At 56.3% G+C, this 13,141-nt stretch carries 10 protein-coding genes; 4 read left to right on the forward strand and 6 right to left on the reverse strand.

The features are described from left to right. Window positions 1-254: 254 nt before the first annotated feature. Window positions 255-923 (reverse strand): Type 1 glutamine amidotransferase-like domain-containing protein, encoded by a 669-nt coding sequence (locus P3T24_RS31165; protein WP_429440549.1) that lies wholly within the window; start codon window positions 921-923, stop codon window positions 255-257. Window positions 924-1,053: 130 nt separating this feature from the next. Between P3T24_RS31165 and P3T24_RS31170 the strand changes: the two genes are divergently transcribed. Continuing rightward, window positions 1,054-1,437: an NUDIX domain-containing protein gene (locus P3T24_RS31170; protein WP_429440551.1), complete on the forward strand. Its 384-nt coding sequence runs from the start codon at window positions 1,054-1,056 to the stop codon at window positions 1,435-1,437. Window positions 1,438-1,529: 92 nt separating this feature from the next. Here the strand turns inward: P3T24_RS31170 and P3T24_RS31175 are convergent, their stop codons facing one another. The 3 genes from P3T24_RS31175 to P3T24_RS31185 all read right to left on the reverse strand — a co-directional run bounded on the left by P3T24_RS31175 (window position 1,530) and on the right by P3T24_RS31185 (window position 3,698). Continuing rightward, on the reverse strand, window positions 1,530-1,766 hold the full coding sequence (locus P3T24_RS31175) for a hypothetical protein (protein WP_429287624.1): 237 nt from the start codon (window positions 1,764-1,766) through the stop codon (window positions 1,530-1,532). A gap of 240 nt (window positions 1,767-2,006) precedes the next feature. Next, on the reverse strand, window positions 2,007-2,339 hold the full coding sequence (locus tag P3T24_RS31180) for a hypothetical protein (RefSeq protein WP_429409030.1): 333 nt from the start codon (window positions 2,337-2,339) through the stop codon (window positions 2,007-2,009). A gap of 324 nt (window positions 2,340-2,663) precedes the next feature. Continuing rightward, window positions 2,664-3,698, reverse strand: coding sequence for a phosphotransferase enzyme family protein (locus tag P3T24_RS31185; protein ID WP_429440553.1), 1,035 nt, complete (start codon window positions 3,696-3,698; stop codon window positions 2,664-2,666). A 374-nt stretch (window positions 3,699-4,072) separates the two neighbouring features. On the opposite strand from P3T24_RS31185, the gene P3T24_RS31190 reads away from it, so the two are divergent. Next, entirely contained in the window at window positions 4,073-5,989 is a 1,917-nt protein-coding gene (locus P3T24_RS31190; RefSeq protein WP_429440555.1) for a hypothetical protein, read from the forward strand. A 1,100-nt stretch (window positions 5,990-7,089) separates the two neighbouring features. Continuing rightward, window positions 7,090-8,694, forward strand: coding sequence for a DUF4403 family protein (locus P3T24_RS31195; RefSeq protein ID WP_429287628.1), 1,605 nt, complete (start codon window positions 7,090-7,092; stop codon window positions 8,692-8,694). A 497-nt stretch (window positions 8,695-9,191) separates the two neighbouring features. Here the strand turns inward: P3T24_RS31195 and P3T24_RS31200 are convergent, their stop codons facing one another. Both P3T24_RS31200 and P3T24_RS31205 read right to left on the reverse strand, forming a co-directional pair. Then, window positions 9,192-11,375 carry a KAP family P-loop NTPase fold protein gene (locus tag P3T24_RS31200; RefSeq protein ID WP_429440557.1) on the reverse strand — a complete coding sequence of 728 codons (2,184 nt, stop codon included), beginning with the start codon at window positions 11,373-11,375 and terminating at the stop codon, window positions 9,192-9,194. Window positions 11,376-11,420: 45 nt separating this feature from the next. Next, entirely contained in the window at window positions 11,421-11,639 is a 219-nt protein-coding gene (locus P3T24_RS31205; protein ID WP_429440559.1) for a hypothetical protein, read from the reverse strand. A gap of 718 nt (window positions 11,640-12,357) precedes the next feature. On the opposite strand from P3T24_RS31205, the gene imuA reads away from it, so the two are divergent. Beyond that, window positions 12,358-13,065 carry a translesion DNA synthesis-associated protein ImuA gene (gene imuA, locus P3T24_RS31210; RefSeq protein WP_429287630.1) on the forward strand — a complete coding sequence of 236 codons (708 nt, stop codon included), beginning with the start codon at window positions 12,358-12,360 and terminating at the stop codon, window positions 13,063-13,065. Window positions 13,066-13,141: the final 76 nt, after the last annotated feature.

The raw sequence follows: 13,141 nt of genomic DNA on the forward strand, positions 1-13,141 counted from the left end.
TCTTTCAAATCCGTCGCCGCGGATCGCCACGATCGCTGCGCATATCACGACGAAACCCGCTGTGACCGGCAGTAACCTAGCTGCCTGCGATACACCAGTTTTTCCAGCCATATATGCCCCACATTTGTCCATCGATTGTCGATGGTCTGAGCCCCTGTGTCGAAGGTCCATTCTTGGCCTGAGCTACTCACACTTCGGTCTGTTCCGCCATCTATGGAGCATCCTCACAGTTGCTCCAAAAGAACGGGACGACTTCACTCCTCAAGAGAAGCCGGCGAGATCGCTCCCGACTCGTATCGTTGAACCTGTCCGAATAGCTCGACTTCATTGCCGTCAATGACAATCCCCGAACCGTCGGGACACGCGTAGAGGTCGGGGATAGTTGAGGACAATTTCGACTGCTTTTGGGTAACGCTTTCAGAATTGAAGTGCGGCCAAAAGTGGAAGTCGACAAGACGTAGCCCTGCATCATCCTCCAGCTGTTCGTCCCGAACGTCGCCACACAGTAATGCCGAGTCCACGCTCGGTGTCATCAAAATAGCTCCCGCGCTTACACCGATCAGCACCCCTCCCTCGGATACGTATCGAGTCAGGACCGGTAGTGCGCTGCGTCGCTGCAGCCACGACAAAAATGAGAACGTATTCCCGCCTGAGAGGTGGATCGCATCGCACGACAGCAGGGTCGACCATTCCGCTTCCGATGTGTCTTGACCAGGGCCTACATACGCGACCAAATTCGCGCCAATCCCCGCGTAGTAGTCAGCCTTACGCCGGAAGTAAATGCGCTCGGGATCGCTTGTCGCGGCGATATATCCAATCTTAGGCCGTGATCCTCCGATCAACCGCAAGAGACGCGCATCCATTTCTTCGTTAGCCGGAAAGTCTTGATCACTATATAACGCCAGTTTTCGATAAAAGGACATACGGCTCTCAAATGCGGTTCGAACGGGTTGGATTTTTTCTGCTGGACGCGCGATAGGCCGGTATGCCCGTAAATTTACGCCCATTCTAAAGCGTCAGTCGAACAATCTCTTCATGGCCCGACGAAGCCCGATGCCATTCGCATATGCGCAGCGGCCCTTCGGCTTCCCCTACGGCGGAGGGGCATGGCTGGCAGGTCTCAGTGGCCTTTGGGTGCTGCCCGCCGGCCGCGTCGAGGACGGCGAGTCTTTTGAAGAGGCTCTTCAGCGCGAGATCCAGGAAGAGACCGGTCTGACGGTCACGATAGAGCAGAACCTGGGCGAGCATCTGCAGCACCTTACCGATGCGACCGTGACTCTCAACTTCTTCCGCTGCCGCGCAATTTCGAACGTCGCACGTCCGGGGGACGACCTGGAGTTGGTCACATGGCTAAGCAAGCCTGACGCATACGCACGCCTCGCCCCGCCTGTTAAGGAGACGTTCCCCTTTGCGCTGGCCGAATGGTTTCAGGACTAAGGTTCTGCCCTGCACGTACTTTGCAGAAGCGCGCGGACGCATAACGCAGCAGACACCGCTTACTCTTCATGCTCCGCAACTATGGTGAAAAGCTATCCACGCCGCGCACGTCGCAAGGCGTCCGCAGTCAGTTGTTCGGCAGTGTAATCACCCATCGCAGCATTCCAGAGTGCCGCTCCGGCTTCGACCAACGACTCCCAGTCTTCAGCAGGAATCTTTCCGTTAAGGTCCGCAAGAACCCGTGCCAGCTTGACCATGGCCCGAAGCGCATCTGTTTCGTTTTCTGTTGAGAATGCACACATTATTGCAAGCGCCATCGCTGGTTCCATGTGCGTCTCAATATCAAAGGTGATGCGCGTCCACCGCGCATTGAAAAATGCCCAAAGGAGTTACCCGCAGGGGTACCCGGAGAGACAGCCGATTCGATAGCTGCTTAAAGATTCAGGATAGGGCGTTGGAAACGATTTTCCAAACTTTGCATTGAGTGGTTGTGCAATCCACGATTGGGAGTGGTCTGGTCGTCTTTGGTTTGCAAACTCTTGTACCGACACCAGAGAGGTGGACATCCCTCACGTATCGTCCGACCGGCTGCATCGACGCCAGACTTTCGCAACGAGAGGGTCTGCGTAGTTGACCGTCATCGCGTCGGTGAAGAGCCGAGCAGGCTGGATGTCGTCGCCACTCTTCACATCAGCTTCGAGCACGGTTTTGGCAACAGTCTGCGCTTCTATTGCAATTGTGAGTCTCTCGAACCAGCTGGCGTGACACGCATTGCGCGCAAGCCATATGCGCGCGGATTCAACAAGTGATTCGGGTGACAACTGTTTCCCGTCTAATGCATAGGCAGCAAGGTCACTGACGGCAAGATAGCAGCGCAGGGATGCAGCCTGTTCGCGGGTCAAGGAATGCGCACCGGACATCATCTTCCTGATAACTCTGTTTGTCTATTCGCTCACGCAGCACGTTCGGCGTGGTTGCGCCGCGAAGTTCGGGTTCTCCGGGGGCTGCCCGCTCGGGAGTATCCACCGCTTAGTACACTAGATACCTACCATGAGGCCTCTCTCAGAGAGATTTTCGTGGCTGTCGTGACCGCGTTATGGAGCCGTGTATTCCGGTGAAGGAATAGTCAGCAATTCAGATGAAAGTGTGTAAATCCAGGCGTGTGCGCCCTGCGTCGCGCCCAGCGCCGAATAGCCATTGCAATTGCATGACACGGCCTTGGGCGTTCACACATTTGGAGTAGCAAGTGAGTGCCACTGGTTGACTAGCTCAAAGTTCTTGCGGAACCATGGTCCGCGAAACACGCCAAGACCCATCCGGTGGAGACGGCTGGCGTACTCGCCCATCAGCCAGAAATGACGGATTGAAACGAACGCCATGATTGCTTCGAAATCAGCCGGGGGTATCGGCGCAACGGTGCGATAGCCGGTCACGAAATGTCTCCACTTGGTCTCAACCTTTTCGTCCGGTCGTTCAAGCTGCCAGCCTAGCAAGTTGTTCCAGAGATAAACAGCCAGGTCATAGGCCAGATATCCGGGGCCACCATCGTCGAAGTCAAAAAATGACGCAACTCGCGCTCCCTCGGGCCCATCGTTCATGTGGGTGTTCCAGCCATGGCAATCGCCGTGGCATGCGACGGGTTGCAGGTCGTTGAGCGTAGCAATGCGCTCTTCAAGGCTAAGCGCAATCGAGTTCAGCACCCCGCGAACCTCTTCGTCGATGTCTTTGATAGCTAACAGACGCGCGAGGGGACGGCGCAGAAGATGGTCGAAGTCGAGTTGGTAGTTGCTCGGCGGCCCCTCGTAGTCTCTCGAAAGGACATGAATGCGTGCAAGCTCCGCCCCCATCACTGCGATGTCTGTAAGGTCATCGCCAGGCGGCTTACCTACGAGAAAATCAAAGACCACAAGCGAACGTGGTCCTTCAGGCGCGGCAACCTCGACGCTGAGCGCGCCGCCATTTGCTACCCAAGGCGCCGCGACCGCTGCTCCAGCGCGTTTCAGGTGTTGAAGTAGCGCAGTCTCGTAGTCGACGTTCGGCGCACCTCTTTCTAGCCGAGAGCTCAGGCGCGCGATGCAGCGTCGCCTGTCAGCCAGAGCGACCTCGTAGATGTCGTTAAAACCCGACTGCAACAACGTGCAATCATCGATTGGCCCGATTTCGAAAGTCTGCTCAAGCACTCTGCGAATCTCGTCGCCCCCGATGGTCGAGTAGACTGCCCGTATCGGGCTTGAACCATCCGTCTGAGTGGCCAGCATCATCGATATCCCTCGCGAAAGAGCACCCACGTGAGATTATGCTCCTCCTGTTCGGCCGAAAAAATCGCTGATTCATATCGGAACGGCGCTCTTAATCGCGACTTAATGCATCTCGCATCGCCATGCCAGTCATGGGTACGCACACGCACATATTTAATATGCGCCAATAGAGCCACTCTTCACTTTTTCTTCCGAGCTTGACACGGCTGCTGTCTCTTCCTATCTTTACGGCGTGGGCTAGTTGCCGCCCGTCAGCGTGTGCGCTCCCATCACGGGGGTACGGCAAAGGCAGATTCCGCAGCTCCTCAAAACCGAGTTTCCGTCAACGAGCCCGGCAAAGCACACCGTCGAAATGGCTCTGTCGACTGGAGACTGGTATGTCCTCCCTTGGCCGATTGCCCGTGGAAGCGCAAGCTTCTTCTCTTGTGTCGTTCCTTGCTCAAGCACAGCACATCCTTCCCCTTCCCATTGCTCTTGAAATCAGCGCAGCAATGCGTTCGACTGACGAGCCGCCGCCGCGCTTTTTGCAAGTCGCGTTAGCTGGTTACGGTATCCGAATCAAATACTCGTCCTGCCTGAAGGCTGTCGCATTGATGGATGGCTTTCAAGGACACGTTTCGAGACCGAGACCCGTATGGCTGACGGCCCATTACATGTTCGACACACCGGCCTTTACGCCTCGGGTAAAGCGTCACAGCAAAATCCAGGACGCAACTGCCGACCTATGCTTGCAACTCGCGGGAATCCTCTCCAGGGCCGGAGAAAGGCCATACGGTTATGTGAATCGCGCTGATGACTATGTCGAATTCATATTCGTAGGAAAGCCGCTGGTTGGAGCGCGATATATTCTTGCCCGTAAAGAGCCTGACGACTCTCCGTCAAAGATAGATGAACAAAGTACCCTGAGGGCAATAGAGCGCGTTAGACGACTTATAGAGGGGCAGTTCGGTGGCTGGCTCGATGGCGCCGCGCAAGTTCCGGGTACGAACTCCGCCAGGCTCTGCCTCATTAAGGATGGCGTCCAGCTAATGACGGGCGCTGAGTCAAGCATTCTGGCGATTTATGAGCGCGATGAAGGTTACGAGCGTCAGGTAATGTCGTCAATGATGCGGCGTTCGGGTGAAAGCGTGCGCTATCAGGTATGTAGCGTCTCGGGCGATGGCAAACCAATACCTATCGACGACAAACTCGCCGAGCGCATGGGGCAAAGGCTGGCTACGTTCCACCGGGTCAACCGGACCGAACTTGCAGCCTTCATAGATGAAAAACATAAAGAGCAGTTTCAAGGTGGCTTCGGGGTCGACGCTATTAACGTAGGTCGCCTGAACGAACTGCTTGCTGCACGCAACATCTCAACCGAACAGGTGGCTGGGATGGTTCAAATGGACGCAGCTTCGTGGTCGTCAGCTCTGGCCAGACTGCAGTTGTCGCGTGAGACGCTCTTTAAATTGACAGAAGGTCTCGGCCTGCCTTCGGCTAACGACCTTTACTTTGACTCTCGCCGACCCATTAGCCAGTTCGTCGATGGCAAACAGATGGACGAATGGATGCGAAGTTTCGAACACTTACGTCTCGTCGTATCGGAAACCGCAAGGCTCTCTCCGCTCGCGCAGCGGCTAATCGAAAGGCTCCAGCGGCTGGACCGACGTGCAGATAACTCTGTTGTCTTAAAGGAAGTCTACTCACAAGCGAAGGCCGGCGGCCTGCAGTTTACGGTAAAGGTTGAGAGGAGATTTGTTCGGGACCTGCCGATTACCCGTGAACGACTTGCGCTAGTGGGTGAGCTTTCGCTCTGGGACATGAAGTTTTTCGACGCTCTACCTAAAGGTAAGGACCGTGCCGACGCAGACCCAGCCGCCACTCAGGCCTGGACCGAAATGAAGGACGCAAATCTTTCAAGCTTAAATTCCGTGGAAATTACAGCAAACGACTTGATAGCCCTTCAAACGGAGATTACCCAGAGATGTCGCGAAGGTGAAAAGCAGGGATGGGAAACAGCAACCCTGGCGTCAGCCAAGGTGTTTAAACAGACAACGAACCCAGCTCACACAGCACAAGCAGCAACGCTGCGGGTGACTGCTCTCGGGCGGCTCATCCGGAGAGGGACTGTCAGAGAGTGGGTTGGCTTTCCGGATAAATCTGCCGACATGGAGTCCATCCCACTAAATCTGTTGGAAGCTGCTGCACGGTGCCCCTTGATTCGGACGGGTGAGTTGGCCGAGGGTAACATCGAGTTCTCGTTCGACATACCATCGTTCCGCCGTTTGGCAGTTGAATTCGCTAAGCGAGGTTGAGGCGGAAAGCCGTGGCTGGCCGTCTCGGGAGGCCAGTCATTAGCCGAGACATGCGGAGCGCGACGGTGTCGGTCGTGGGGTGAGGGGATTGCGACACTCGAGAGTGGAGTATTGACGGACTTCGTCGGGACAGGAATGCTGTACAAATACTCAGTATCTTGTATTGAAGCTGTGAGTTACTGCAAACTGCCGGAGGAGCTGCGCTGGCGCACTGCTGCATGATTAAAGCTGGCCGCTGTCGCGGTCATCGCTCAGGCGGTCTGGTCCAAGGGACCAACTCTTCGCTCCGACACGAGCCGGGCGACGAAAGTTGTGGTAGCGCGGGTACTCGTGACGGTCCTCGGCGCAGTAGTCGGGCAAATTGTTGCGACTGGCCGTCTCGTGCACCGACAAGGACATGTCGGAAGCTGTTGCATCCCCCGCTTATAGAGCCAATCTGTCCTCCAGCGACGGCTCTGTTCGGAGCTTGCAGCGTTGTTGCTAAAGCGCGCACTCACTTTCGTGATTCTTCGACAGTCGAGTCGCTGTGATCACTGGCGAAGAGAATGGTTCCGGTTGCATGCGAGGATTTCGCCTTGTCGAGTCGCTGATGTTATTGACGGCGCCTTCGGCAAGCCCCGATTCTGGGTCGCGCGACCCATTCGAGTTCCCGGCATCCACGATACCTCTCCTTAAACGCGCCATCATCGGCGCCGAATTTTCACGAAGGTACGAAAACCGCGTCGGACAGTTACCACCTCGACATCAGTGCGGAAGCTGGCGGCTACAAAGCGCCGACGACTGGTCGGACATCGGGAACTTGCGACGCATTCTGACGAATCTGGGCTTTACTGTCGGACACGTCGAAGACCCGATACAGGCTGCGTATTTTCGGTTCGAATATTTCACAGACTCCCGCTTGCCCGGGAGCCTATTTATGAATGGCTGAGTTATCCGAAATATTTGCTATTTGCGAACAGGCTGACATTCCTCAAATGGGGGATGGCCTTAATCCAGGCCCCGATTATAATTCCTGCGCCCCTGAGAGATCGTTGCGCTGCATAGTTCGCTCGCCAACTCCGGGCAACACACCGACCGCAGGTTTCGACTCCGGAGCTGCAATGAACCAGACGCGTAATCCCCGACGTGCCCGCTATGTTGCCTTTGCGTTGACGGCCGGGCTGTTGCTTTCCCTAGCGCAACGTGGGTATGGCGAATCCGCACTTTCTGAGAAGCCGCCCGAATCGTCGCAGCCTTATCAGGGCAGCACGGCCGACAGTTGGGTTTTTATCAAGGCTGAGATGCCGCTTGCCGACCTGAGCGCAGTTGTCAACTCCGCTGCACCGACAACGTTCTCGGGAAATGGGAACGGCCACGGGTGCAAAAATTTCACCCTGTTTAGAATCTGGCACAAAGGAACTGGTGGAGCATGGTGTGGCGACGTCCACTACGATTACACGGTAACCCGTGGCACCATCGCCATATCGCCTGCACCGAACAGGACCGATGCCGTGCTTGCCCAACTAACTGTTTCACTCGACGGACATCTAACAGCGAGAGGCGACCTAGGCAAACACGCCGTGAAGGACAAGCATATCGTAGCGACCACCGCGCTCCGTTTGACGGGGAGCATGAAGCTGGACGACAAGGGGTGTCCTGCTGTCGATATCGAAACGGACTACAACTGGACGAGCCATCCGAGGCTTGAACTGGCTGGGGGCGTGTGGGTTGATGTGGACGACGCGGGCAACAAGGGAATCAAGCAGGTTTTTGACGACGCGCGTGAGAAGGTTCAGCAGGCGTTATCGTGCGACAAGTTCCAAAAAATGGTCGCTGAGCACTGGAAGGCATACACGTTTACTCTCCAGATAGCTCCGCAGCAGCCCAAGATGACAGTGGTCATGGTTCCAACGCTTCTGGGCGTGGATGGAACGCATGTCATCGGTAACAACGTCACCCTTGCCGCTTATGCGAAGGCCCAGACGCTCGCAACGACAAGCCCTGAAGCAAGCTACCCAGCTTCTGCTCCGAACGTCGTTCCGTTGGCGTCAGTTCCCGACGTGCCTACCATCGCCGTACAAGCGCCGCTGCTTCACGACGTGAAGTTACCAACGAGCTCCCTCAGCGTCGTACTTCCCGTCTTCCTCGGCTACCCGGAGCTCGCTGCCGCGTTAAAAAACTACGCTGTCGGGAAGACCTTCGGGCTGGCTATTGCCGGACACGATGTCGACGTGGCCGTTCTCGACGGTGAGATTTACCCGTCTGGCGAGTCCTTGGCGGTGGGACTTAAAATTAAGACAAAATTTCCTGGCAGGCTGTTCAATACGACTGGATGGGTGTATCTCACCGGGCGGCCAGTGGTATCAGCGGACGGCAACGCGCTGACACTCGAGAACGTGACTTTCTCGCGGCAACTCGACAACGACTTCTGGACGGCAGGGACCTTCGTATTTCAGGACCTGATACGGTCGAAGGTGCAAGAGGCCATTGCCAGCTCAATCAACCTGCCACAACGCAAAGACCAGGCGCTAAAGACACTCGTGAACACAGTCAGCTCCAAGGGGAAAGGCAACGGATATTCAATTGAACTTTACAATCCGCAAATTCGGCTAAATCGGGTCGTTGTGGCCGATTCGCTTGTAGTCGAGCCGCAGGTCGATTCAGCCCTGGTCATCAATACGGACCTTAAGGAGATTTACGCGTCGATGCAGGCAAAGCCAAAGTAACAGGCGCGCCGGTGCGTGTGGTTCGTTCAGACTTGCTTTTCGCGCCTTCGTTCGCGATGAGCACATGTCGCTAGTATCGATGTTGGCGGCGGTTGCATGTCGGACCGGAGGGCGACTGGTGAAGTTGTGACCACTCGCGTTCAATCTGGCCCAACCAGCTGGAATCTATCGTTCGGTCGAACCTATGTTGTTCTTGAGCGTCCCACCTTTTCCGAACCAGACGGCGGCAAAATGTGAGAAATCAGGAAAGGGACCCGGGTGCGACGCAGCGACGAGCGGCTCGGTGAACTGGACAACCGGTCTGCGACCTTGTACCTAGGTAGGGTCGGCGAGGTTGCGCCATCCTCGAAGGCCACCGGTCTTCTCACCGTGGAATTTCCTCAGGATGATGAGCGGCGGCCGACGATGCTGACCGATGTTCCCCCTCAATTTCTCGTGGAGACCAACCCTTAGGTTCTTGCTTCGTGAAAGGACGATGTTGCTTGTAGGCTTTGATATTAGGCATTGCACCTGTCTGGGATAAATTTGTGCACCTCTGGGTCTGTACGAAGACGCTCGGTATACCACGCGAATTCGTCGGCGAAGGGCGACTGTTCAACGAGGGTCGCCATTGCATTCGCGTCCCAGACATAGAGGAAGAACGCTTGAGGCTGAAGCTCCTTAAGAGGGCGTGCCCTATCTAAAAAGTGCTTTAGCCCGCTTGCCACCTGGAGACATAACGCTCGGAATGCATTGATTGCATCAATGTTGCGGGCGTTGCGGCCGATATGAGACAGACCATAGAGAATGGCGAACAGGTCGTCCCTTCCAATTACGCTGCCAGACACAACTGCTGTCTCCGCCCGCCTGCGCCAAGAGTCGATGCAGGTTGACACGATTTGCGCGTTATCAATATAAATGGGGGCATTCGCAATCTTGTACTGGTCAAGTAGTCGAATTTCCCCGTGGCACGTGCCTATGGTCACCAGAAAGTCCAAACCGTAGGTAAGAGGAATTCCGTCGAGAAATTCGACAGTGATAGAGGATGTCTGAGCACCGGTCCGTTGAATGCAGTTCGCAGCCAGTACGGCAACGGACCGACTATATTCGCGCGGAGACGATGCGTGAAATTCTTCTTTTGTGCATGACCGAATGAGCTCTCGAACGACCCCTGTGCAATCGATGGATTTCGCAGTGTCGATATATGCGGTCATATGATTGACCATCTCGGTAGCCCCTGCGTAGTCGAGGTCATTCAGCATGTTCCCAAGCTGGCTTGGTTCCGCTAGCATTTTGTGGACATCCGCGACTTCTTGGACCCCGGTAACCGAGGTCAAAGTGAAGAATCGAATAAGCCGTGACAACTCGGATAACCGAAGGTGGCTGCGGGGCGGGGAATTCGAGCCAGAGCCGTTTGTAATTGGGAACAGGAACTTGAGTGCAGCTGCAGCCGCCGCTTTGTCCGGTTGGTTTTCCGGCAAATGCGCCTGCCACGCTGTTCGCCTCTCTTCTTTCGTGCCCGAAAAATACATTGACCAATCAGCAGAGCTGGCCTCTTCTGCCACCGACCAGAAGAACCCCGTAAACTGCTCGGGGTTCTGGACCACCGCATCGCGGATTTTTGGAAACCTTTGAAACAGCGCTTCGGCCACGATGACGTCTGATGCGTTGACTTCGTGGATTGTGCTAGCCAAGCTGAGCATAAGACGATTCATGAGTCTCACGATATCCCGTGGATATCGGCAGAGGGTGCAAGTCAGCGTCGTTGCTTTCCCGAGAACCTCGGATTCGAAGGGTTCGAGTTTGCGATGAATAGACTCGAGCAGGTTGGAAATCTCACCGGAAATGTGAGATTGCAACTGCCAAGGAAAAGCCGGTGAGATGGGGTACGCAACCTGCACAATTTTTTCGATGTAGGCGTTTCCCCCTGCAGCGGGTCCACCGCCAAGACTTTCGCTAACCACGTTTCGGTCATACGCGAGCAAATAGGAGACGCGTGGGAAGTCCGCCACAGCCTTGATTGTTCGGAACACTGCCTTGATTTCATCGGGTGTCAAGCGGTCAAGGTCGTCGACGATGACGACAATGCTGCGGTCAAGCTTGGCGAGTGCTTTGATGACCTCTTTCTTTCGCTCACTTAGTCCTGCTTTGATGGATACGAGCTTTTCAGCTTCTTCAACCACCTTCTTGGCGTTGTCCACCGCCTCACCGGCCTTGGTCGCCAGTTTGCTGGCGTCGTGAAGCGCGTTGCCAACCGTATCTGCAGCGACTCCAACGAGACTTACACCGGGCACATACTTGAGATATTTCAGGTGACGTAGTAATCCAGCGTATCCCAGTATTTTTCCTGCCGCCTCCAACGATTTTTTCGCACGCTTTTTGCCTGCGTCCATTCCAATGCCGGAGGCGAGTTCGGTCAGCAGGGCTTCGACCAGAGCATCCGCTCCAGCGAGCATCCATGGGTTGAACTCGACAACGATTGGAACGTCGTCAGTCGATGACTTAAGCGACTCGACGATATAGCGCACCACGGTTGTCTTGCCCGAGCCCCATGCCCCTTCGATACCTATGACCACTCCGGGGCTCTTTGGCGGTAGCACCAATAAGCGAGCGAGCTGCTCTGCAAACGGCTTTCGACTGTAGAGGTCATTTGCAATTTGCGGCTGGTCATGCTGGAACGCGGCAGATTGAGCAGAGGGCATTTGCGCAACTTCTGAGGAAAAGTTCCGTGTGAGGAAAGCACGATGCTAACCGTGAATGTCTATCCATGCACGCGCCCAGGCGAGTCCGGCCTGCTGCGCATCGTCCGCTGTATCGAAGTGACCCAGCACGCCGGATGCCTCAACAAGCTTGCCATTCTGAAAGATGGTCCCGCTTGCGGCATAGCGTTCCTGCATCAGGATGTCTTCCTGCTGCAGGATGGCATGTCCCCAGACCTTATAGCCGTTGTACCTCTCTGGCTCCATCAGCGCGTGACCTCAGCAGCCGTGTTGCGGGAATCAACCCGAAGCACATTTCCCTCGGGCGTTATCTGGCGCGGAATGTCAGAGAAGTGAGGCGCGCTGCCGGGCTTCATTGCGAGCTTTGGCGCCGGCGCCCGGTGAGCCCGCGCCTTCGCGATGTGTCGTACGCCACCTGAATGCTTCGCGGACCTGTGCGCGGTCGCCGGGTGCTCAAGCGAAGCGCCCCTTGCTTCCGGCGGATTCCAGATTTCCTTGTACTCCTGAGTTGCAAATGCAGAGGACGTGAAGCCGAGCAGCAACAAAACACATCCAGAAAATCTCACCGTTCCTTCTCCCTGTTGCCTCGCTTTAACCAGTCACTGCACCGGACGCCTAGACCGACGCATTCGCCGTCGCAACCATGACAGTAATGTCGGTCGCGAACAGCGTCATCGACCTGCCAGGCTTTGTCGCTCGCGGACATTGCTGTCCCAACGGCGTGGCCATTTTCGCATGCGAAAAAGACAGGCTCACCGTTTTTCCCACGCCTCACCGCGTCGTCAATGGCCTCGTCGCCGAAGGCTGAGCGTAGTTTTGCCACGAAGGCGGCCAGCTCGGGCATCGGATGGCCGGCCTGCCGAACGCGTGCATCCATGAGTCAGACCTCGATTAAAAGTGCCAGTTCGCTGCCGCAAGATTGCGTGTACGATACTGTATAAATATACAGGTTTTTTACCTCCCCATGTCCACCGCTACCGTTCCCGCCGAGGAGATTCACCCGTCCCTGTGGCGAGCGTCCCAGCTCGCGCGCGGGCGTGGGCGGTTTCTGGAAACCGGGTATCCCGCGCTGTCGGCGGAGCTGCCTGGCGGCGGATGGCCCGTAGGGGCGCTGGTCGACCTGCTGGTCCAGCAAGCCGGTACGGGTGAATTGCGGTTGCTGCAGCCAGGGCTCTGCAAGGCCGGTATCCGTCCGGTCGCATTTGTGCAGCCACCCCATGCCCTCAACGGACTGGGGCTGCGCCACATCGGCCTTCCTGTCGAGCGGGTGTTTCGCGTGGATGCGGCGAAGACGGGAGACGCGTTGTGGTCGGTTGAGCAGATTCTCCGCGCAGGCAGTTGCGCCGCGATGGTTTTCTGGACGGAGTACGCGAAAGCGTCGTCGCTCCGACGACTGCACTTGGCCGCGCAGTCGTCTGAAACGCTTTTCGTGATGGTCAGGCCGCTCGCCACCGCGCAGGATTCGTCGCCAGCGCTCCTGCGATTGACATTGAGACCATCAGCCGACGGCCTGAGCGTCGATATTGTGAAACGACGAGGGCCGACCAGCGCAGCGCCTCTATCGATTTCCCTTCAACCCAGTCCAGTTCTGTTTTCCTCACATGCGCGCCTTCCTCGCCGTTCACTTGCCGACGTTGCCTCTCGCGATATCGCGACCGATACGCTCGTGTGAACTGGCAGATGGCAGCGGTGTACGGGGGGAAGAGAAATGGAGCGGGTTCCTTCATGGCCTGTCGGGATGACACGCC

Source organism: Paraburkholderia sp. GAS33 (assembly GCF_050436645.1).
Lineage (GTDB): Bacteria > Pseudomonadota > Gammaproteobacteria > Burkholderiales > Burkholderiaceae > Paraburkholderia > Paraburkholderia phenazinium_B.

What these genes read in the sequence shown, in the direction of transcription:
- P3T24_RS31200 (WP_429440557.1), bottom strand. Translation starts at nt 11,375, where the DNA reads ATGCCCTCTGCTCAATCTGCCGCGTTCCAGCATGACCAGCCGCAAATT.
- P3T24_RS31165 (WP_429440549.1), bottom strand. Translation starts at nt 923, where the DNA reads ATGTCCTTTTATCGAAAACTGGCGTTATATAGTGATCAAGACTTTCCG.
- P3T24_RS31205 (WP_429440559.1), bottom strand. Translation starts at nt 11,639, where the DNA reads ATGGAGCCAGAGAGGTACAACGGCTATAAGGTCTGGGGACATGCCATC.
- P3T24_RS31190 (WP_429440555.1), top strand. Translation starts at nt 4,073, where the DNA reads ATGTCCTCCCTTGGCCGATTGCCCGTGGAAGCGCAAGCTTCTTCTCTT.
- P3T24_RS31185 (WP_429440553.1), bottom strand. Translation starts at nt 3,698, where the DNA reads ATGATGCTGGCCACTCAGACGGATGGTTCAAGCCCGATACGGGCAGTC.
- P3T24_RS31195 (WP_429287628.1), top strand. Translation starts at nt 7,090, where the DNA reads ATGAACCAGACGCGTAATCCCCGACGTGCCCGCTATGTTGCCTTTGCG.
- P3T24_RS31175 (WP_429287624.1), bottom strand. Translation starts at nt 1,766, where the DNA reads ATGGAACCAGCGATGGCGCTTGCAATAATGTGTGCATTCTCAACAGAA.
- imuA (WP_429287630.1), top strand. Translation starts at nt 12,358, where the DNA reads ATGTCCACCGCTACCGTTCCCGCCGAGGAGATTCACCCGTCCCTGTGG.
- P3T24_RS31170 (WP_429440551.1), top strand. Translation starts at nt 1,054, where the DNA reads ATGCCATTCGCATATGCGCAGCGGCCCTTCGGCTTCCCCTACGGCGGA.